The organism is Myxococcus sp. XM-1-1-1 (assembly GCF_020037095.1).
In the GTDB taxonomy this organism is placed as follows: domain Bacteria; phylum Myxococcota; class Myxococcia; order Myxococcales; family Myxococcaceae; genus Myxococcus; species Myxococcus fulvus.
Map to the genome: position 1 here is coordinate 173,668 of NZ_JAIQDH010000022.1, position 20,433 is coordinate 194,100.

At 70.7% G+C, this 20,433-nt stretch carries 18 protein-coding genes; 10 read left to right on the forward strand and 8 right to left on the reverse strand.

Going from position 1 to position 20,433, the window contains the following annotated elements:
- The first annotated feature begins 53 nt into the window (after window positions 1-53).
- The 3 genes from bcp (at window position 54) to K8640_RS33405 (ending at window position 2,258) form a co-directional block, all read left to right on the forward strand.
- Window positions 54-1,010: a thioredoxin-dependent thiol peroxidase gene (gene bcp, locus K8640_RS33395; RefSeq protein ID WP_223750768.1), complete on the forward strand. Its 957-nt coding sequence runs from the start codon at window positions 54-56 to the stop codon at window positions 1,008-1,010.
- 283 nt (window positions 1,011-1,293) lie between these two features.
- Window positions 1,294-1,779, forward strand: a complete 486-nt coding sequence (locus K8640_RS33400) for a hypothetical protein (RefSeq protein WP_223750769.1) — start codon at window positions 1,294-1,296, stop codon at window positions 1,777-1,779.
- A gap of 98 nt (window positions 1,780-1,877) precedes the next feature.
- Window positions 1,878-2,258: a hypothetical protein gene (locus K8640_RS33405; RefSeq protein ID WP_223750770.1), complete on the forward strand. Its 381-nt coding sequence runs from the start codon at window positions 1,878-1,880 to the stop codon at window positions 2,256-2,258.
- A gap of 285 nt (window positions 2,259-2,543) precedes the next feature.
- Here K8640_RS33405 and nagZ read toward each other — a convergent pair whose 3' ends face one another.
- Complete coding sequence (nagZ, locus tag K8640_RS33410; RefSeq protein ID WP_223750789.1) at window positions 2,544-3,608, reverse strand: beta-N-acetylhexosaminidase; 1,065 nt, start codon at window positions 3,606-3,608, stop codon at window positions 2,544-2,546.
- Window positions 3,609-3,839: 231 nt separating this feature from the next.
- Here nagZ and K8640_RS33415 point away from each other — a divergent pair, with 231 nt between their 5' ends.
- Window positions 3,840-4,238 (forward strand): DUF488 domain-containing protein, encoded by a 399-nt coding sequence (locus K8640_RS33415; RefSeq protein ID WP_223750771.1) that lies wholly within the window; start codon window positions 3,840-3,842, stop codon window positions 4,236-4,238.
- Between the two features lie 91 nt (window positions 4,239-4,329).
- Entirely contained in the window at window positions 4,330-5,712 is a 1,383-nt protein-coding gene (dbpA, locus tag K8640_RS33420; protein ID WP_223750772.1) for an ATP-dependent RNA helicase DbpA, read from the forward strand.
- A 6-nt stretch (window positions 5,713-5,718) separates the two neighbouring features.
- On the opposite strand, the gene K8640_RS33425 is transcribed toward dbpA, so the two are convergent.
- From K8640_RS33425 to K8640_RS33440, 4 genes are read right to left on the reverse strand one after another with little or no spacing between them, the layout of a single operon-like run.
- The gene (locus tag K8640_RS33425) at window positions 5,719-6,615 is read right to left on the reverse strand and encodes a hypothetical protein (RefSeq protein ID WP_223750773.1); all 897 of its coding nucleotides are present in this window, start codon (window positions 6,613-6,615) and stop codon (window positions 5,719-5,721) included.
- Window positions 6,616-6,626: 11 nt separating this feature from the next.
- Complete coding sequence (locus tag K8640_RS42965) at window positions 6,627-8,729, reverse strand: BatA domain-containing protein (protein WP_223750774.1); 2,103 nt, start codon at window positions 8,727-8,729, stop codon at window positions 6,627-6,629.
- The gene (locus K8640_RS33435; protein WP_046716420.1) at window positions 8,726-9,604 is read right to left on the reverse strand and encodes a DUF58 domain-containing protein; all 879 of its coding nucleotides are present in this window, start codon (window positions 9,602-9,604) and stop codon (window positions 8,726-8,728) included. The genes K8640_RS42965 and K8640_RS33435 overlap by 4 nt, the downstream gene beginning before the upstream one ends.
- A 6-nt stretch (window positions 9,605-9,610) precedes the next feature.
- Window positions 9,611-10,639, reverse strand: a complete 1,029-nt coding sequence (locus K8640_RS33440; RefSeq protein ID WP_223750775.1) for a MoxR family ATPase — start codon at window positions 10,637-10,639, stop codon at window positions 9,611-9,613.
- A gap of 269 nt (window positions 10,640-10,908) precedes the next feature.
- Here K8640_RS33440 and K8640_RS33445 point away from each other — a divergent pair, with 269 nt between their 5' ends.
- The 3 genes from K8640_RS33445 (at window position 10,909) to K8640_RS33455 (ending at window position 13,076) form a co-directional block, all read left to right on the forward strand.
- Window positions 10,909-12,279 carry a hypothetical protein gene (locus K8640_RS33445; protein WP_223750776.1) on the forward strand — a complete coding sequence of 457 codons (1,371 nt, stop codon included), beginning with the start codon at window positions 10,909-10,911 and terminating at the stop codon, window positions 12,277-12,279.
- Between the two features lie 84 nt (window positions 12,280-12,363).
- The gene (locus K8640_RS33450; protein WP_223750777.1) at window positions 12,364-12,681 is read left to right on the forward strand and encodes a helix-turn-helix transcriptional regulator; all 318 of its coding nucleotides are present in this window, start codon (window positions 12,364-12,366) and stop codon (window positions 12,679-12,681) included.
- Window positions 12,678-13,076: an SRPBCC domain-containing protein gene (locus tag K8640_RS33455; RefSeq protein ID WP_223750778.1), complete on the forward strand. Its 399-nt coding sequence runs from the start codon at window positions 12,678-12,680 to the stop codon at window positions 13,074-13,076. Before K8640_RS33450 ends, K8640_RS33455 begins: the two co-directional genes overlap by 4 nt.
- A 57-nt stretch (window positions 13,077-13,133) precedes the next feature.
- Here the strand turns inward: K8640_RS33455 and K8640_RS33460 are convergent, their stop codons facing one another.
- Window positions 13,134-14,741, reverse strand: a complete 1,608-nt coding sequence (locus K8640_RS33460; protein ID WP_223750779.1) for a DUF3466 family protein — start codon at window positions 14,739-14,741, stop codon at window positions 13,134-13,136.
- Between the two features lie 232 nt (window positions 14,742-14,973).
- Here K8640_RS33460 and K8640_RS33465 point away from each other — a divergent pair, with 232 nt between their 5' ends.
- Window positions 14,974-16,425 carry a metallophosphoesterase gene (locus tag K8640_RS33465; protein WP_223750780.1) on the forward strand — a complete coding sequence of 484 codons (1,452 nt, stop codon included), beginning with the start codon at window positions 14,974-14,976 and terminating at the stop codon, window positions 16,423-16,425.
- Window positions 16,426-16,483: 58 nt separating this feature from the next.
- Here the strand turns inward: K8640_RS33465 and K8640_RS33470 are convergent, their stop codons facing one another.
- Both K8640_RS33470 and K8640_RS33475 read right to left on the reverse strand, forming a co-directional pair.
- Complete coding sequence (locus tag K8640_RS33470; protein ID WP_223750781.1) at window positions 16,484-17,899, reverse strand: fibro-slime domain-containing protein; 1,416 nt, start codon at window positions 17,897-17,899, stop codon at window positions 16,484-16,486.
- A 213-nt stretch (window positions 17,900-18,112) separates the two neighbouring features.
- Entirely contained in the window at window positions 18,113-19,291 is a 1,179-nt protein-coding gene (locus K8640_RS33475) for a hypothetical protein (RefSeq protein ID WP_223750782.1), read from the reverse strand.
- 143 nt (window positions 19,292-19,434) lie between these two features.
- On the opposite strand from K8640_RS33475, the gene K8640_RS33480 reads away from it, so the two are divergent.
- The coding region (locus tag K8640_RS33480) for a TIGR02266 family protein (protein WP_223750783.1) at window positions 19,435-20,433 on the forward strand (999 nt) is incomplete at its 3' end.

The following is a 20,433-nucleotide window of genomic DNA, read 5'->3' on the forward strand; positions in this document are numbered from 1 at the left end:
CGTGGGGGAGATTGAGAACGTGCCCTGTTTGTGGCTATGGAACGCGCATGCCCATGCCCCAAGCAGGTGACGCGGCTCCCGACTTCCAACTGCAGGACCAGGACGGCAACACCGTGACGCTCTCGCGGTTCGCGGGGAAGAACGTCGTCCTCTATTTCTATCCGAAGGATGACACTCCCGGGTGCACCGTGGAGGCGTGCAGCTTCCGCGACGAGCACTCGACGCTGGAGGCCGCGGGCGCCGTGGTGCTCGGCGTGTCCGCGGACAGCACCGCGAGCCACCGGAAGTTCGCGACCAAGTTCAGCCTGCCCTTCCCGCTGCTGGCGGACACCGAGCACCAGATGTCGGAGGCGTACGGCGTCTGGGGCGAGAAGTCGCTGTACGGGCGCAAGTTCCTGGGCATCACCCGCGCGACATTCCTCATCGGGCCGGATGGCAAGGTGAAGCAGGTGTGGCCGAAGGTGAAGGTGACCGGGCACGTGGTGGAGGTGCTCGCCGCGCTGGGCGCGAAGCCCACGAGCCTTCCCACGGGGGAGTTACCGGCGCCGGGCTCGAGCCCGAGCGTGGAGGAGTCGAGCGCGGGTGACGAGGACGCGCGCGAGGCTCCGGTCGCGAGCGCTCCGGTGCCCGCTCCGGCGCGAGTGCCGGTGACGCGGTTCGATGCGCCGAAGCGCAAGGCGCCGCGTGACACGGGGACGGGTGCCACGGCCCAGGTGGAGGCTCCCGAGGCTCGCCCGGCGAAGGCCGCGCCCGTGACGAAGGCCGCGCCCGCGAAGAAGGCGGCTCCGGCGAAGAAGTCGGCCGCGCCCGTGAAGAAGAGTGCCGCGAAGAAGTCGGCTCCGGCGAAGAAGACCGCGCCCGTGAAGAAGGGGGCTCCGGCGAAGAAGTCGGCCGCGAAGAAGGCCGTGCCCGCCAAGAAGGGTGCCGCGAAGAAGTCGGCTCCGGTGAAGAAGGGGGCTGCGAAGAAGAGCGCTCCCGCGAAGAAGGCAGCTCGCGCGAAGAAGAAGTGAAGTCGCTTCGCTGAGTGGCGGGCTCGTCGATCCACGCAAATCTTGCGTGCTCCGGGCCCGCCCTCGCAAACCCTTCGCATCCGCCCGAATACACCTTCTGTCAGGAAGAAGCGTGGATGGTCACGCGGACCTCCTCGCCTGACGAAGTCATGAAGAGGACTGTTCGCACGCGCTCACGAGGGTTTAATTGAGCAAGCGGCCGAGGGCCGCCATGTACCTGTTTCGTGGGTGGACGCCGTCGAGTGTCCACCTTCGATGAACGGGAACCTCAAAGGGAGTGGACATGCGCGAGCTGAATCTTCGACGGTGGACCCAGGTGGCGGCGCTGACGATGGGCGCGCTGTGGACCGTGGGTTGTGGTGCGCTTCCCGAGACGGGAGGCAAGCAGCCGGACGAGCCGCGAGGCGGCGCGTTCGCGCAGCGTGGCATCCAGCCGAGCGCCCTGCTGGACATGGAGGGCAACGTGCATCCCGAGAAGTCTCCGCCGTGGTTGATGACCGCGGACCGGGGCCACAACGGCACCATCAAGGAGATTGGCTCCAGCATCGACCCGCGCACGCCCAAGCTCGACGGTCAGCAGAACAAGTCCCTCTGGGATGACTCGGGCAAGATGATGCAGGACCGCTACGGCAGCGCCACCTACTCCCCCACGGCGCAGGGCCTGGGCGGCGAGGACGGCGCCATGACGGGGACCGTCACGGACCACCACCGCTCCTGGGGCTACCGCCCGCTCGGCTGGCAGGACCGCAACGCCCACTCGCGCCGCTAGGCGCCCGGCGTGCCCTCGCCCATCCCCCCGCCGCCGTGGGCTGGGGGATGCGTATCCATCCCTCTGGAGCCTCGGATGGCTCGCCGGAGGGATTGCACATGAACCACCGAACCGCGCGCCGTTGGCTCCTGCCTGGGGCCCTGGTCGTCATCACCTCGCTGGGCACCGCCTGCGGGGATTGGGGTGGCTCCTGGTACCAGGGCAACTCCAACGAGGCCCAGCCCTTGAGCAGCTTCGGTCCCGGTACGGGGGGCTCGGGCCCGAACATCGCCCCGGTGCAGGACCGCGTGGGCGAGAATCTTCCGCCCACCGCCGTGAACAACGTGCCGCCTCGCGTGCAGCCCGGAATCGCCCAAGGCGACCCGGACGCCATCCGCCGTGAGGAGGAGAAGGAGGCCCGGCAGGACCGCGAGGAGGCGAAGGACTCCGCTCCGGCGCGAGCGCCCTCCCAGACTCCACCTCCCGACAACACACACTGAGCCGCTGCCTCCAGGCCCGGGCGCCCCCTGGGCCCGGGAGCCGGGTCCACCCCCGGTCGCCGCCCTGCGCGAGCAGGGTCGCATCACTCCGCCCGTGAGCATTCATCCGAAGGACAGCGCCCCTCGGACGTAGCCTCGCAAGAAGGCTTCGTCCGCGAGCGCCCTGGGCGAAATGGCCGCACGAGCTGGACGTGGCCTCACGGGGCTTCCCCGTGCGCCCTCGTCGGCACGTGCGTGGCGCGACGGCCCGCGGGGGCGAGCCGAGCGGGCTCCACCCGCGAGCCCTCAGCGCGACGCGAGCATGACCTCGGTCGGGTCCTTGCCCGCGAAGGCGCTGTCGAGCCCCTGGGCGAGCGCCAGATGCTCGGCCCCGCCGAGCGTGGCGAGCCGGTCCTCCGCCGGGTGTGCGAAGCGCGCGGCGAGCACATCCAGCCGGCGATGCGCCTCGGTGATGCGCTCGCGCGGAATCCGTCCGGACTCCACCGCCTTCACCACCGCCTCGATGGCGCGCCGCTGCACGTCCACCTGATGGCACACGAGGAACAGGTCCACCCCCGCGAGCGTGCCGCGCACGGCGGCCTCCTCCACGGAGTAGTGCGCCGCGATGGCCTTCATCTCCAAATCGTCGCTGACGAGCACCCCGTCGAACCCCAGCTCCTGGCGCAGCACGCCCGTCAGCACGCGCTCGCTCATCGTCGCGGGCATCTCCTTGTCCAGCGCGTCGAACATGACATGCGCCGTCATCAACGACGCCAGCCGCGCCTGCGCGAAGGCCCGGAAGGGCACCAGCTCCACGCGCCGCAGCCGCTCCAGATCATGCGGCAGCCGGGGCAGCGTCAGGTGGCTGTCCGTCATCGTGTCGCCGTGCCCGGGGAAGTGCTTGCCGCAGGACGCGACGCCGCCCGCCTCGAGCCCGCGCGCGAGCGCCACGCCCAGCCGCCCCACCGCCTCCGCATCCCGGCTGAAGCTCCGGTCGCCGATGACGGGGTTGGCCGGGTTGGTGTCCACGTCCAGCACCGGCGCGAAGTCCCAGTCGAAGCCCACCGCGCGCAGCTCGTGGGCGAGCAGCCGTCCCACGCGCTCCACGACGTCCGCGTCCCCGCGCTGGCCCAGCTCCCGCATCGGGGGCAGGGTGGTGAACGGCGCGCCGCGCAGCCGGGCCACGCGTCCCCCCTCCTGGTCCACCGAGAGGATGAACGGCCGGCCCGCGCGCACCTTGAGCGCGTGGCACAGCGCCGCCGTCTCCTGGGCCGTGCCCACGTTGCGCTTGAACAGGATGGCGCCGTAGATGCCGTCATCCATCAGCGACGCCAGGTCGGCGTCGACGCGGGTTCCAGGAAAGCCCACCATGAACAGGCGGGCACAGTCGCGGTAGAGGGCGGAGACAGTCACCCGCGCAGTGTCGCACTACCCGGGGAGGGCTGGGGGAGCGGAATGCGACGCGCCGCCCCGGGCGTCGTCTGCTCGTCAACTCCCGGGGCGTCCGGGCCCATCGGGATGCCGGTCCGCGCGCGGGCGCTCCACCTTGCTCAGGGGACCCGTGAGACGAGGGCATCCATCGACCCAGGGGGCAGGCAGGCCATGATTCAGCTCGCGCGCGTGTATCACCATCTGGAGCCCGGGGACTCGGACGGCGCTCGCTTCCTCGTGGAGCGGCTGTGGCCCCGGGGCATCCAGAAGACCCGGCTCGAGCTCGACGGCTGGCTCAAGGACGTGGCGCCGAGCACGGAGCTGCGCAAGTGGTATGGCCATGAGCCGGCGCGCTGGAAGGAGTTCCAGCGCCGCTATGCCCGGGAGCTCTCCTCGCACGACGAGGCGCTCGCGCCCCTCCTCGAGGCGGCCCGCCAGGGCGACGTGACGCTGCTGTACAGCGCGCGCGACGAGGACCACAACAGCGCCGTCGTCCTGAAGGACTACCTGGAGAAGCAACGGCGGCGTCCGGCCAGGCGGCGCCCACGCCGTCGTCCCACGGTGCACTGACGCGGGGGGCTTGTTCCACCCCGGGCGACTGCTACAAGGGCGCGCTGATGCTCCGAGGCACCTTCCGCGCCTCCGTTCAATCGAGGCCCTGATGGATTTCGCCACGCTCGCGCTGTCTCCCCCGCTGCTCCAGGTCCTGGGGGAGCTCGGCTTCCAGTCCGCCACGCCCATCCAGGCGCAGAGCATCCCCGTGCTGCTCCAGGGCAAGGACCTGGTCGGCCAGGCCCGTACGGGCAGCGGCAAGACCGCCGCCTTCGCGCTGCCCCTCTTGCGTCAGGTGCGGCTCCAGGACCGTCGGGTCCAGTCGCTGGTGCTGTGCCCCACGCGCGAGCTGTGCGCGCAGGTGGCGGGCGAAATCCGCAAGCTGGGCCGCAGGCTCCCGGGGCTCCAGGTGCTGGTGCTCGCGGGTGGCCAGCCCATCCGCCCGCAACTGGAGGCGCTGGAGAAGGGCGCTCACATCGCGGTGGGCACCCCTGGCCGAATCATCGACGTGCTGGACCGCGACGCGCTGGACACCCGTGGGGTGGCCACGGTGGTGCTGGACGAGGCGGACCGGATGCTCGACATGGGCTTCCGCGAGGACATGGAGCGCATCCTCGGCGCCATGCCGTCGCGCCGGCAGACGGTGCTCTTCTCCGCGACCTTCCCGCCGGACATCGCGGCCCTGAGCCGCGCGTTCCAGAAGGACCCGGTGCGCGTGACGGTGGAGGACACCGAGGCCGCGCCGCCCATCCGCCAGCTTCGCTACAACTCCGCGCCGGAGGACAAGCCGGCGATGCTGCTCAAGGTCCTCCACCGCCACATGCCGGCGTCCGCCATCGTCTTCTGCAACCACAAGGCGACGGTGGTGGAGCTGACGAAGTCGCTCTCCGACGCGGGCGTCAGCGTGGACGGGCTGCAGGGCGACCTGGAGCAGTTCGAGAGAGACCGCGTCATGGCGAAGTTCCGCAACCTCAGCACGCGCGTGCTGGTGGCCACGGACGTGGCGGGGCGAGGCATCGACGTGGAGGCGCTCGACGCCGTCGTCAACTTCGACATGCCCTTCCAGCCCGAGCCGTACGTGCACCGCATCGGCCGCACCGGACGCGCGGGCCGCACGGGCCTCGCCATCGCGCTGGTGACGCCGCGCGACGAGCGCAAGGTGGAGGAGATCGAACAGGCCCTCGGCGTGAAGCTGGAGACGGGCGACCAGGCCGCGCTGGAGGAGACCTTCATGAAGCCCGGCGCGCTCGGCTCCGAGTGGGAGACGCTCTACATCTCTGCCGGTCGCAAGGACAAGATGCGGCCGGGCGACATCCTCGGCGCGCTGACGGGCGAGGCGGGCGGGTTCGCCGCGACGGACGTGGGCAAGATCGAGATCCAGGACCACATCGCCTACGTCGCCGTCGCCCGGCGCGTGTCCCGCATCGCCTTCCAGCGCTTGAGCGAGGGCCGCATCAAGGGCCGCAAGCACAAGATTGAGCGCGTGAAGTAACGGCGCTCAAGCCGGAGGCGGCGGGAGCCTGCGCACCTCGAAGTCGAACTCGCGCAGCTGTCCCCGCAGGAAGTCCGCGATGTACGCCAGGTGCGCGGGGAAGGGCGCCGAGTCCAGGAGCGCGAGGGCCTCGTCCCGCTTCTCCAGCTCGCGAAAGGCCTCCACCCGCAGCAGCCGATTCTCGTCCGAGTCCGAGGTCACGAGGTGGGCCAGCACGTGCAGGTTGCTGAGCACCGCCCGCGTGCGCCTCCACGGGCTGCGCCAGGATGCGCCCTGGTGATGGGGCGCGTTGCTCATCCACCACAGGTGCTGGCGCGCCTCCCACTCCCACGCGGGGGGCCGCAGCAGGTTCTCCCGCAGGACGAACTGGAGCTCCGCCTCGGACGGGTGCTCCAACCTGGGCGCCTCCTTCCACTCGCGCGGGAGCAACGAGCGCGTCGACTGCGCTGTCGTGGACTCCAGCGAGACGCGCGCGCCCAGCTCCACCAGGCGCCTGGCCAGTCGTCCCGCCACGTCCTCAGCCCACGCCCCCAGCGGCGCTGGGAGCTTGTCGAGCATCCGCCGGGCCTCGGTCGGAGACTTGCCCAGCTCACGACTCAAGAGGTGCATCACCTCGGCGCGGCGCCCGCCCGCGTGGGCGAGCGTGACGCGGGTGACGGGCTCCTCGTGAGGCACGGTGCGCTCCGTGAGCTCTCCCAGTCGACGTGACCCGGCGGCCCGGAACAGCGCGTGACACGAAGCACAGCGGGAGAAGACCGGGGGGCGCAGCGCCATCGGCGGCTCCTCGCACCAGCCATCCGTCCAGCCCGCGATGCCCAGCGTGTTGCCGGTGGCGAGTGAGCGGAGCAGGTGCGGCGCTCCACAGTGAGGACAGGCGATGACGACGTCGGGGCCGGGCATCATGGCCCCGAAGTCTATTTGCGCAGCAGCGTGCCCTCGAAGAAGAACGCCACGCACGCGGCCAGGATGAGCCACGTCCACAGCGGCACCGAAGGTCGGTCCTCGTCGCCGCTGGACGCCTTCACCGTCTCCTCGCCGAAGTACGCGGTGAGCGTCTCCTGCGGCACGCGCGTCAAGTCGCTCTCGGCCGGGTCCAGCGTCGCCGCGAAGGACAGCGCGGGCACCATCTTCCCCTCCGCGCCCAGCACCGAGTACGCCCCCGGCTCCAGCACCGGCCCCGCCACGACGGAGCCCTCCGTCTGCTCCTTCAGCGGCAGCTCCGAGCCGTCCGGCGCCTTCACCGCCGTCACCTTCTGCGAGCCCTCCGGACGCAAGCTCGCCAGCTCACCCACGCGTACGCGCACCTCCTCGCGCTCCTCCAGCGAGCCGGTGAGGTACGCCGCGAAGCGCTGCATCAGCGGCAGGAAGCTGGTGCGGATGGCGAAGTCGCTCCAGTCGCGGTCCACCGTGCTGGTGAACAGCGCCACGCGGCCCTTGCCCTTGCGCATCACCGCGACCGCGGGAGCTCCGTCCTCGTACGTGGCCAGCACCTGGCTCGCACCAGGAGACGTGGGGTTGTCCGCCTCCAGCAGCATGTAGCGGTAGAAACGTGCGCCCACGAGGCCCTCCTCGGCGCGCCCGGTGAAGGGCGAGAAGAGCACGTGCTCCTGGTTCACCTGCGCCAGCCGCGCCGCCTTCGTCTCCGCCTCCGGGTCCGTGTCGCGCTCCGCGCTGGTGCGCAGCACGCGCAGCGGCCGGGGCAGCACCGCGCCCAGCTTCTGGTTGTAGTCCTCCGTGTTCACCCGGTCGCCCATGCTGACGAACAGGCCGCCGCCGTTCTCCACGAAGGTGGACAGCCGCGCCGCCTCCTCCGCGTTCGGCGCCGCCACGTTGAGCAGCAGCACCAGGTCGTACGTGGAGAAGTCCTCGCGCAGCCCCACCTCCGCGTCGCGCACGGCCACCTCCACCGGAGAGCCCGGCGCCGTCAGCGCCGCGTCCACGAAGAAGGCTTCGTCCCGGTAGCGCGTCGCGTGCGGCGCGCCGTTCACCACCAGCGCCTTGAGCGCGCGGGGCACCGGCAGCACGAACGCCCGTCGGTCATCCTCCGCCAGCGCGTCCGGCGCGAGCGTCACCTGGCCCACCACCGTGCCGCCCTGCGGGAAGCGCACCGTGAGCGCCTTCTGCGTGGTGCCACCGGCGGGCACGTCGACGAAGCCCTTGGCCAGCGTCGTCTCGCCCGTGCGCACCGCGGCCTCCAAATCCTTGACTGCCTCCGTCCCGAAGTTGCGCACCGTGAAGGTGAACTGGAACGCGCGCGGGCCGGCCTGCAGCGCGGGCTCCACCTTGAGGTCGACGATGGCGTGGTTGGCGAGCGTCTCCTTGCCCTCGGCCACGTCGCGCAGCACCACCTCCGGCTTCACCGGCGCGCCCGTGGGCCCCTTCACCGTGGGCGGCGGGGCCTCCAGCCGGAACGCCGTGGCCGCCATGTCGGAGACCACCACCAGCCGCTTGGCCGGCATCGGGTTCTCTTCCAGCGAGCGCGCCGCCAGGTCCATGCAGCGCGACAGGTCCGCCCCGCCGTACGTCGGCTTCGCCTCGTCCACGAGCGCGCGCAGCCGGGCCCGGTCGAACCCCGGAGGCGGCGGCGCCGCGGGCGAGCCCGTGCACACCACCACCGTGGCGGGCTCCTCGGGCAGCAGGTCCCTCAGCGCGTCGCGCGCCTCGTCCCGGCCCCGCTCGAAGAGCGACGTGCCGTCCGACCAGCGCATGGACAGGGACGCGTCCAGGATGATGGCCGTCGCGGCCGGGCCCTTCACCACCTGCGCGGCCTGCGCGTCGCGCGTCAGCTCCGGCCTGGCGAGCGCGATGGGGATGGCCAGCAGGATGAGCGTGCGCAGCACGTACAGGAGCAGGCGCTTCAACTTGAGGCGGCTGGCGGTGCGCTTCTGGCTTCTCAACACGAAGGCCAGCGGACCGAACGGATGGGGACGCGGCCTTCGCCGGTCGAACAGGTGCACCAGCAGGGGGATGAGGGCGCCCAGCGCGCCCAGCAGCATCCACGGATTGCCGAACGTCACCCGCGCCTCCCGCGCCGCGCCAGGTACCGCAGCAGCACGTCGTCCAGCTTCTCGTCCGTGCGCACCAGCTCGTAGTCCACGTCCGCCTCCGCGCACGACGCCTTCACGTTCGCCAGGAAGGCGTGGAACTCCTCCAGGTAGCTCTCCTTGATTTCACGCGGGTTCACCTCGATGCGGCCCTCGCCCTCCATGTCCATGAAGAGCGTGGGGTCATCGAAGGGGAACGTCAGCTCCGCCGGGTCCACGACGTGGAACAGCGACACGTCGTTCTTGCGCTGCCTGAGCGCCAGCACCCGCTTGAGCGCGTCCTGCTTCTCGTCGAGCAAATCCGACAGGACGATGACGGTGGAGCGCCGGGGCAGCACCTCCGCCAGGTGGTCCGCCGCGCTGCCCAGGTCCGTGGTGCCGCCGGCCGCCGTCGCATCCAGCGTGTCGAGCAGCACGTTCAGGTGGCCCGCGGACGCTCGCGGGGGCACGTCCTTCCACTTGCCACCCGTGAGCAGCGCCAGGCCCGCCGCGTCCTGCTGACGCACCAGCAGGTACGACAGCGCGCCCGCGAGCGTCGTCGCCACCTCCAGCTTGGACAAGGCGCCGCTCTGGTAGCCCATGGAGGCGGACGCATCCACCACCATCACCGCGCGCAGGTTCGTCTCGTGCTCGAAGCGCTTGACGTAGTACTTGTCGAACTTGCCGTACGCCTTCCAGTCCAGGTGGCGCAGCTCGTCGCCGGGCGCGTACTCCTTGTGCTCGGCGAACTCCACGCTCTGCCCCTGATGGGGGCTCTTGTGGAGGCCGGACAGCACCCCCTCCATCACCGCGCGGGCACGCAGCTTCACGCCCTTGAGGCGGGCCAGCGTCTGGGCATCGAGCAGCACGCGGCGCTAGCCCTTCACCACCGTGAGGAGCTGGTCCACGAGCTTCACGGACGTGATTCCCTCGCTCTCCGCGGTGAAGTTGGGCAGCACGCGGTGGCGCAGCACGGGACGCGCCAGCGCGCGCACGTCCTCCACCGTCGCCACGAAGCGCCCGTGGAGAATCGCGCGCGCCTTGGCCGCGAGCACCAGGTACTGGCTGGCGCGAGGACCCGCGCCCCACGACACGTTCTTCGCCACGAAGTCCGGCACCCCCGCCTCCTTGGGCCGGGTGTTGCGCACCAGCTCCACCGCGAAGCGCACCACGTGGTCCGGCACCGGCACGCGCCGCACCAGGTCCTGGAGCGCGACGATGCGCTCGGGCGACAGAATCTTCTCGAGCGTCGGCTGCTCGCCGCCGGTGGTGCTCTTGACGATTTGAATCTCCTCCTCGGCGGTGGGGTAGCCCACGTCCACCAGGAACATGAACCGATCCAGCTGCGCCTCGGGCAGGGGGTAGGTGCCCTCCTGCTCGATGGGGTTCTGCGTGGCGAAGACGAGGAAGGGCGGGGCCAGCGGATACGTGCGGCCGCCGGCGGTGATGCGGTACTCCTGCATGGCCTGCAGCAGCGCGGCCTGCGTCTTGGGCGGCGTGCGGTTCACCTCGTCGGCCAGGATGATGTTGGCGAACAGGGGGCCCTGCACGAAGCGGAAGTTGCGCCGGCCGGTGGTGCGGTCCTCCTCCAGGATGTCCGTGCCGGTGATGTCCGAGGGCATCAGGTCCGGGGTGAACTGGATGCGGTTGAAGGACAGGTTCAGCACGTCCGCCAGGGTGGAGATGAGCAGCGTCTTGGCCAGGCCCGGCACGCCGACGAACAGGCAGTGGCCCCGGCTGAAGAGCGAGATGAGCAGGTGCTCCACCACCTCGCGCTGCCCGACGACGCGCTTCTCGATTTGAGCGACGATGGCGTTACGGGCCTGGGCAAGCTCCTCGACTGCGCGGAGGTCGTCGCTCGAGGCATCGGGCACGGGACGTGGGGCGGGGGCGGCGCTTTCCATGGAAGGAGTCTCTTAATTCGCGGGCGGCGCCCGGACCAACGGTTTCCTCCTTCCGAGCGGCCGAGTCGTGCGGTGGCAACCGTTGGAGTGGGGGCCTATTCCGCTGTCACACACTCGGGGGACGGGGCCCCGAGGCCCCCAGTCGCCTGCACGCCCCCCGGGCGGGTGTCTCCCCCCGAGGGGCAGGGGGAATGCCACGTCCCGGACACGCTGCTTACCGTCTCCGGAGAGCCGGCTCGCGAAGGACGGCGGCGGCTCGGGGAGCACGCATGCGGTCAGAGCGAGCGGGGCGTTGGTTCCAGGGCTGGAGGTGGCTCGCGCCGCTGGCCCTCCTGTGGGGCGTGGGGCTGGCGTGTGGCTCGGAGCCGGGCAGCCCGGAGCCCCCCGGGGAGGAGGCCGCGCCGGGCACGGACGGGGACAACTCGGGCTCGGGCACGCCGCCGAAGTCGGGCACCCGGCCGCCCTCCGAGGGCGAGGGCGCGCAGGTGCCCTGGGAGGCCCGGGTGGGTGGGCCCCAGGACGACTCGGGGACCGGCGTCGCCGTGGGGCGCGACGGGGACGTGGTGCTGGTGGTGTCGCAGACGCCCCGGCAGGACGCGGACCGCGAGCCGGTGGCCGGGGAGCGGCTGGGGGTGGTGCTGGGGCGGTACGCGGCGGATGGGACGCCGCGCTGGACGCGGGAGTTCCCCCGCGAGCGCCTGTCGGATTTGCGCGTGGCGGCGTCACCGGGGCCGGACGGCGCGGTGTTCCTCACGGGCAACGCGTTCCTGTACCCGGCGAACTTCGGGCTGGGCCCGGCGCAGGACGGCTTCCTGGTGCGCTTCTCCGAGGACGGCGAGCCGACGTGGCAGCAGCGCGTGGGGCAGAAGGCCCAGTCGGTGGTGGCGGACGCGGACGGCGGCGTGGTGGTGGCGGGTGAGGAGTGGGTGGGGGCGCTGAAGGACCCGGTGCTGACGCACTACGCGGCGGACGGCTCGGTGCGCTGGACGCGGCGCTTCACCGGGACGGGCGAGGAGACGGCGCTGCACGCGGTGGCGCTGGCGCCGTCGGGGCGCGTGGTGCTCGCCGGGCAGCTCGAGGACACGCTGGAGGTGGATGGCGAGTCCTTCGGCGCGAAGGGCCGTCGCGGCTTCGTGGTGCTGGAGTTCGATGAGGCGGGGAAGCTGGTGTGGGGTCGAGAGCTGCCAGGGGCCAAGGGCCGGGTGACGGCGGTGGCGGTGGGGCCGCAGGGCGGCGTCTCGGTGGCGGGCGACTTCGCGGGGCTGCTCGTGTGGGGCGGCACGTCGCTGGGGACGCAGGGGCCGTTCGTGCTCGCCGTGGGCGCGGAGGGCGAGGTTCGCTGGCTGAAGCAGCCCGAGTGCGGCGAGGAGGCCCAGGAGGGCGTGGCCGCGGCCGTGGACGAGACGGGCGCCGTCTCCGTGGCCTGTGGCGACGTGCTCACGCGCTATCCCATGGACGGCTCGGACCAGGCGAGGCGCGTGCTGCGGGCGCGCGAGTGTCCGAGCGGCCAGTGCACGCTCGCGGTGACGGGGCTCGCGGCGATGCCGGGACAGGGGCTGGTCGCCTCGGGCTGGCTGCGCGAGGGTGAAGGGGAGACGTGGAACCAGGAGGCGCTCCTGTGGCGCATCGCGCCCTGGTGACCTGAGCCGGCGCACTTCGGGCATTCGAGGCGATGCGTCGGAAGAAGTTGACGCGTCGGAAGTTTCCGACGTATTGCTTCGCGCATGCAGAAGGTCGATGTCTTCTCCGCGCTCGCCAATCCGGTGAGGCGCGAGATTCTGGTGCAGCTGCGCAAGGGGCCTCGCAAGGTGGGGGACCTGGCGAGTCACTTCGACGTGGGGCGGCCGGCGGTCTCGGAGCACCTTCAGGTCTTGCGCAAGGCGAGCCTCGTGCGTGAGGAGCCTCGGGGGCGCGAGCGCTACTACCACCTGGACCCGCGTCCGCTGTCCGAGGTCGGCGGCTGGCTGGAGACGTTCGAGCGCTACTGGAAGCAGCGGCTCGGCGACCTGGAACAGCTTCTCGACGAGGAGGACGCTTCATGAAGGAAGCCGGAGTGATTCGGGTCAGCCATGTCTATTCGCAGCCACCGGCGAAGGTGTGGCGCGCGCTCACCGAGCCCGCGCTCGTGGCGCGCTGGTGGGCCCCGGGAGACATCCGCGCCGAGGTGGGCCACCGCTTCGAGATGGACATGGGACAGTGGGGCAAGCAGCGCTGCGAGGTGCTCGCCGTGGAGCCCGAGCGGCTGTTCCGCATCCAGTTCGCGCTGAACACCACCATTACCTGGACGCTGGTGTCGGAGGGCACGGGGACGCGGCTGGAGCTGACGCACGAGGGCTTCGACCTGGACTCGCCGATGGGCCGGCGCGCCTTCGAGGGGATGAAGCCCGGCTGGCCGGGTGTGCTCGCGCGCATCGCCCCGGTGGCCGAAGAGCTCTGACGCGCATGCGCCCCGCCCGGCGTGTGTCGTCGGACGGGGCGCGGTGTTGTGTCGGGGCTACTGGCGCACGAGCTTGAAGGCGGTGCTGGTGCCGTTGAAGCGGCCGAAGCCGACGATGTCGCCGCGGGTGTTGATGCCCTCGGCGGACAGGAGCGTCCAGCCGCTGTCCGCGGGAATCAGCGTGTTGAGGTCGTGGATGCGCTCGTCGACCCAGAGCACGGCGGCGGCGGTGCCCAGCGACGCGTTGCCATGGTACTGGCCCACGTAGCCGACAATCCAGCCCGACGCGTTGATGGCCTTCGCCTCGCTGTGGATGGCGGTGGGCTGGCTCGACAGGGTGCCCAGGCTCCGGACGGTGCCGTCGCTCCAGGTGAAGGCGTTGTAGATGGGCGAGCCGCCCGACGTGGCGCCGATGACGGCGGAGCCCACCACCTGCCGAGACTCGTTCACCGCGTAGGCCTGGCTCGCGAGGCTCACGTCCAGCGCGCCGACGTTGACCAGCTGGCCCTGGGCCGTCCAGAGCGTGGCGCGCGTGACGCCCTGCGCGTTCTTCGAGGACCCCACCACGTCACCCGCGTTGTTGATGTCCCACGCGCGGGCCAGCGTGTTGCCCTGGCCATCCAGCGAGCCCAGCTCCGTCATCGTCCCGTCCACCCAGCGGAACGCGCGGCTGGTGGTGCCGTTGGACGCGCCGCCGACGATGACGCCGCTGTCGTTGATGCCGGTCGCCACCGCGGACGCGCCGCCGAGCGTGCCCAGGTCGGTCATCACGCCGTTCTCCCAGCGGAAGGCGCGGGGCGTGTTGTTGTCGCTCTCGCCCACCACCACGCCGCTCGCGTTGAGGCCGTACGCACGGCTGAAGTTGTTGCTGCCCGGGAGGATGCCGAGCTCGGTGATGCTCTCCTCGCTCCAGCGGTAGGCGATGAGCGGCGGCGGCGTGCCGGTGATGACCGTCGAGCGCACGTTGCCCACCACCTGCCCCGCGTCGTTCAGCTCCAGCGCGAAGCTGCCGCTGCCCGAGGGGTACATGATGGGGACGATGGTGTACGTGGGCAGCACGGGGTTCGGCTGCTCGGGGACACAGGTGCCGTTCACCTCCACGTAGCCCGCGTCGCAGTGGCAGTGGTCACCGTGGCTGTGGCCGTGCTCGCCGCAGTCGAGCACTGGCTCCGTCTGGGGCACGCAGGTGCCTTCCTTCTCCTCGTAGCCTTCGTCGCAGTGGCAGTGGTCGCCGTGCGCGTGGCCGTGCTCGCCACAGTCCGGCCCCGTCACGGGGGCCGCGACACACGTGCCCTCCTGCTCGACGTAGCCTTCGTCACAGTGGCAGTGGTCCCCGTGTGCATGGCCGTGCTCGCCGCAGTCGAGGCCCGGCTCGGGGGCGACGACGCAGGTGCCGTTCTGCTCGGTGTAACCTTCGTCGCAGTGGCAGTGGTCGCCGTGCAGATGGCCGTGGCCTCCGCACTCGATGACGGGCTCCTCGGCGACGACACACGTGAGGCCGTCCGCGACGTAGCCCTCGTCGCAGTGACAGTGGTCGCCGTGCAGGTGGCCGTGGCCGCTGCACTCAGCGGTCTCGTCGGGCCCGGGCTCGTCCGAGGAGCCGCAGCTCACCATGAGGACGGCCGTGACGGCCAGGAATGCCAGATGGAGGGGTCTTGGATGCATGACTGTTCCCGGGGAGGTGCGAAGGGCGGAGCGCTCACGCGCCTTCGAGGTACGGGCGTTATGTCATGCGAGGATTGTTGATGCAACCGTGTTGCACATATGTCTCGTGTCCGGTTTTGGCCTGTTTGCCATCGATGTTTGGATTGACCAGGAATCAAGTCGTTGCCTGGGTCAATCGGGTCGAAGAGGCTTTCGAGGAGCAGCGAGTCGTGTTCCTTCGAGAGGAGACATCATGGGTTCATGGAGAGTCGTGGGGTCCTTGGCGCTGGTGGCGGGGCTGTGGGCGTGTGGTGGTGGCGCGCCCGTGGAGCCCGCCGAGACAGCGTCCAGCGAGGCGGCGCTCGACTGCGCCGCGCTGGGTTCGCCCGTGTATCACCGCATCCGGCCGAGCAATGGCGACAGCCTCTACACGCTGAACGCCAATGAGGCGACGAACGCGGGAACGACGTACGGCTACACGGAGGACCGGGGCGTGGCGTTCCGGGCCTCGGGAATCACGGGGACGGGGCTGTCGCCCGTGTATCGCATCTACAGCCCGAGTCGGACCGAGCACTTCTGGACCATCGACGCGGCGGAGAAGCAGCAGCTGGTGACGCAGGGCGGCTTCACCACCGACGAGGGCGTGGGCTTCTTCGCGTCGGCGACGGCCTCGCCGTGCCTGGTGCCCGTCTACCGCTACGCGAACGACACGCTGAGGAAGCACCGCTTCGCCATCACCGCCCAGGAGCGCGCGGCGCTCAGCGCGGCGGGCTGGGTGGACCAGGGCATCCGCTTCCACGTGGCCCCCGCGACGCCGCAGCCGGTGGACACGAAGTTCACGCTGGTCATCGTCCCGGATACCCAGAACGAGGTCGTCTCCAGCTCCACGCTCATCGACCACCGCATGCAGTGGCTCGCGGACAACAAGGCCGCGCTGGACATCCGCTTCGTGGGCCACACGGGCGACATGGCCAACTGGGACACGCCGGACCACATCCAGTACGTCCGCGCGGGCAACGCCTTCCAGAAGCTGGACGCGGCGGGGATTCCCTACGCCATCGCCATCGGCAACCACGACACCGCGGCCACCTGCCCGGGCGGCAGCGCGTGCCCCGGCAACGTGAACGCCAACCTGCGCAACACCACCACGTTCAACACCTACTTCCCGCCGTCGCGCTTCACCCGGCTGGGCGGCGTGTTCGAGGCGGGCAAGAGCGACAATTCCTTCCACACCTTCTCGGCGGGCGGGCTGAACTGGCTGGTGCTCAGCCTGGAGCTGTGGGCGCGCACGGACGCGGTGACGTGGGCCCGGAACGTGCTCGCGCAGCACCCGAACCACAACGTCATCGTGCTGACGCACTCCCACCAGAACAGCGGCGGCGCCATCGAACAGGGCAACGGCGGCTACGGCAACAACAGCCCCCAGTACGTGTTCGACAACGCGCTCAAGCTGTACCCCAACGTGCGGTTCATCTTCTCCGGGCACGTGGGCACGCACGCCTACCGCGCGGTGACGGGCACGCAGGGCAACACCATCCATCAGATGCTGACCACCTACCACGACGGGTCCTCGAACCCGACGCGGCTCATCGAAATCGACACCGCCGCGAACACCTTCTCGTCGCGCGTGTACCTGCCCTACACGAACGTCGAGAAGACGGACGGCTCGAAGTTCACCGTCACCAACGTGTCCTGGGTGCGCTGAGGCACTTCACGCCACCGCTTCCGAGGAATGAGTGCCTCGGAAGCGGCGGCGTCGGGACTCAGAACAGCTCGAGCTGGCAGTACGCGCTGCAGCCGTCCTGGCTGTTCAGGTTGCCGTCGTCGCACTGCTCTCCCGAGGAGAGCTGCACGACGCCGTCCCCGCAGCGAGGCCCGAAGATGCAGCCCGCGGCGCACTGGCCATAGCCGCCGTCGTTGACGCCGTCGTCGCACTGCTCACCCGGGTCCACCGTGCCGTTGCCGCACAGGAGCTGGTGGTGGGGGATGCACGCGGTGTACTGGCGGGGGTAGTGGAAGTTCTGGAGGCCCAGCCGGTAGGAGGAGCCGGTGGTGTGACGCTCCGCCTGGAACACGGCGAGCTGGTAGACGCCGCCCACGTTCAATCCCAGCGGGGTGGCGAGCGCGGCCAGGCTGACGCTGCCCGTCTCGGGGCCATGGATGCCGCCCAGGTCCAGCGCGAGCCGGCCGTTGACGAACACCCAGACGTCGTCATCTCCCCGGAAGCGGATGACCTCGGTGCCGTTGTACTGGAACCAGTGGCGCGTCTCGCTGGTGAAGCTGAAGTTGCGCGGCCGCGCGGGGGCGCCGTAGTCGTTGCGCAGGGGCTCCTGGCCCGCCGCGACCCACCCCGCGTTGTCGAGCGGGAAGAAGAACGCGTTGTCGTAGAGGTACTCGTTGTCAGGCGTCCGCGTGAGCTGCAGGTTGCCGACGAGCGGCAGGTTGACGTTGGGCACATCACGGAACCACTGGTCGAACGCGTACTGGCCATGCGTCGTCAGCGAGCTCACCCCGACCTTCGCGTAGACGGGCTTGTTGTCGGGGCCCAGGGTGGAGGCCACGATGCCCCGCTCACTGCCGTTCTTGTTCTGGAAGTCGATGTGGCCGCGCGGCAGGCCGCCCGTGGCGGGCAGGTCGTAGCCGCGGAAGTCACGGTAGACGATGGGAAGCTCCAGCGCGGAAGGGGGCGGCGCCTCGAGGACCTGGCAGAGGAAGCCCGGCTCGAGCTGGCACGTCGGCGAGCACCCGTCGTGGGCCACGGTGTTGCCGTCGTCACAGGTCTCGGAGGAGTTGGGCTCGAGCCGGCCGTCGCCGCAGCGGGCCTCGCAGCTGCCGTTGAGGCAGCGGGGCTCGCGCTTGCACAGGGGCGTGCAGCCATCGCCCAGGTTGTAGTTGCCGTCGTCGCACTCCTCGGAGGGGTGCTTGATGGCGTCGCCACAGAGGGCGGAGCCGGCGTCGGGTTCAGGAGGTCCGGCGTCGGGCTCGGAGGGGCCGGCGTCGGTGGCGGGGCCGGCGTCGGCCTCTCCACAGCCGGGCTCCAGCTCCATCCCGGGGGACTGCCACGGGTCCTTCACCGGAGCGAGGCCGGCGTCATCTTCGCGGCCGCAGGCGAACAGCGTGACGACGAGGGAGGCGAGCAACACGCTCGCCAGTCGGGGGGACTGAGGAAGTGTCTGCATTGTCGATGGGATTCCAGGTGGGTGAGGCGTGAGCCGGGGCGCATCCTGCTCCCGCCGTCTGACATTCCGTGGAACGCACCATCAGTTGGCTTGCTTTGGTTGCTGGATTACATGTGTCTCCCGGTGCGGGAGTGTGGTCGCCGGGCGGCGGGTAGATCCGGGCGTCGGGACTGCCCGTGGGGAGGTCGGAAGCCAGGGTGCCACGACAGGGTTTCAACCCGGCGGCACCGGAGGCCGGGGACTTCGTGCGGCAGCGGAAAGGGCGCCGTCCAGCTTCAGGTCCTGATTCAGCCCCGCATCCTTGCTCACCCTCCAGATGCGCTGGTCCAGGTAGTAGTGGTGCAGGGCGAAGCCCCAGATGAAGCCGGCCATGAAGTCCCGCAGCGTCAGCCCCGTGCCCAGCGCGAGCTTCGCGTCGAACACGCCGCAGCCCGGATGCGCGCCGAAGCCACACCCCAGGCCCCGGTACGCCAAGGTGAAGGCAATGCCGCACACCGCATAGAAGATGAACCGCTGGCTCACCTTCGGCGCCCAGCCGAAGGACGCCGGGTCCACCCCCGCCGAGTGATAGCGATTGCGGTGATAGAACCAGACGATGCCGTGGTACTGCACGTTGTGGAACGCCGTCACCGCCACCGCGAACATGATGAAGTCCATCCGCGCGGACACCGACGGCCAGAACACCACCGCCGACAGCCCCACCGCCGCCCCCATCATCAACAGCTTGGGCCCGTTCACCGGCTGCCCCGTCCGCCAGCGCCACACCTGACGCCCCGCGCTCAAGAGCACCACCGCCGCCACCAGCGTGAAGCACGCCGCGGCGACCACCGGCTCCCAGCTCGGTGTCCCCGTCAGCCCCAATTGCTTGCGCGCCCCCGGATGCGTCACCGCGAACGCCACGAACGGCGCGACGAGCCCCACGTAGAGCGTCACGCTGTCCAGCCGCTGGTCCACCCGCGACGTCTCCCCCGACTTGCGCTGGTACAACCGCATCAGCCCGTAGTGCTGCCGCACCACGTGCCAGTACGCCCACAGCGCGGCGAAGGTGAGGAACAACACGAACGGCAGCTTGCTGCCGACGAGCAACGACACCCCGAAGCACACCGGCCCCAGCGCGAACCAGCCCAGGCTCCCCAGCAGCAGCCGCCTGCGCGTCTTCCACTCGCGCGCGTCCAGGTACGTGCGCGACACCGTCGCGAACAGGTGCGGCCCATCCAGCACCAACACCCACGCCCACCACAACGCCAGGCTGCTCACCCCCGCCCCGGCATGAAGTCCGACAAGGATGAGGCTCGCGCAGGCGCCGCCCACCGTGGAAATCAAGTCGTGGCGTCGGTCGACCAGCCAGCCGGTGCGCGGCGCCACCGCGACGGTGAGAGGGATGGTGCTCATGGACGCCTCCTCGCGGCGCACGACATTACAGGAAGGTGCAGGTAGGCCGCAGGCCCACCTGTCCTGGTTCCTCGGCCTGCCAACCAACCGAGGCCCCAAAACCCTCTTGAGAAGGGGGCGGTGTACCGCGATGGTGGTGCGTTATGGATCAAGGCAGGCGCACCACGGACCGGAAGGCAGTCGGTCTGTTGGTGAAGCTCAAGCATGAAAGCGTGGGGAGCTTCGCGGAGGAGTTCGCCACCAACCTGAGCCCGGGCGGGATGTTCATCCGCTCGCGCACCCCGCAGCCCGTGGGGACACCCGTCAAGTTCGAGGTGCAGATCGCCGGAGGCGTGCGCGTGCTGCGCGGCACCGCCGACGTGCGCTGGGTCCGTGAAGTGGGAGACCCCGCGGGGCCTCCCGGCATGGGGCTCCAGTTCCACGAGCTGGACCCGGCCAGCCGCGCGCTGGTGGACATGATGCTCCTGCAGCGCAAGCCGGAGGCCCCCGCGGCCGCCGTCTCGCCGCTGCCCGCCATCGCCCCGTCCGTCGCGCCGCTGGCCCCGTCCATCGCGCCGGCTGTCGCGCCCGTGCAGGCCCGGCCCGCACCCGCGTCCGTGGCGAAGCCCGCCGCGGCGCCTCGTGGGCCCGCGCTGGACTCGCTGTTCGATGACCTGGACGCGCCGGCGGCTCCGGGGCTCGACGAGCCCTTCGACTTCTCCCCGCCGCCCGCCGCGCCCGCCGATGACGTGGACATCCCGCTCGAGGAGCTCATCGCGAGCACGCCGCCCCCGCCCGCCGCGCCGCTGATGGACGAGCCGCTGCCCGGGTTCGAGCTGTCGCTCGACGAGGCGCCGCTCGCGCAGGGCGAGATGCTCGATGAGGCGCCCATCGAAGTCGGTCTCTCCGTGGAGGACGAGTCGTCCTCGTCGGCGGGCTCCAGTGGCCCGATGGAGTTCGACCTCGACATGTCCGAGGCCACCGGGGCTCCGGCGCCTTCCGCCGCGAAGCCCAAGGGGGGCGCACCCGAGTTCGACCTGGACTTCAGTGACGCGGTGGAAGAGACGCCCGCGCGTCCCACCGCCACCGCGAAGCCCGCGGGTGGCGCGTTCGAGTTCGACTTCAGTGACGTGGTGGAGGAGACGCCCGCGCCGCCGCCTCCG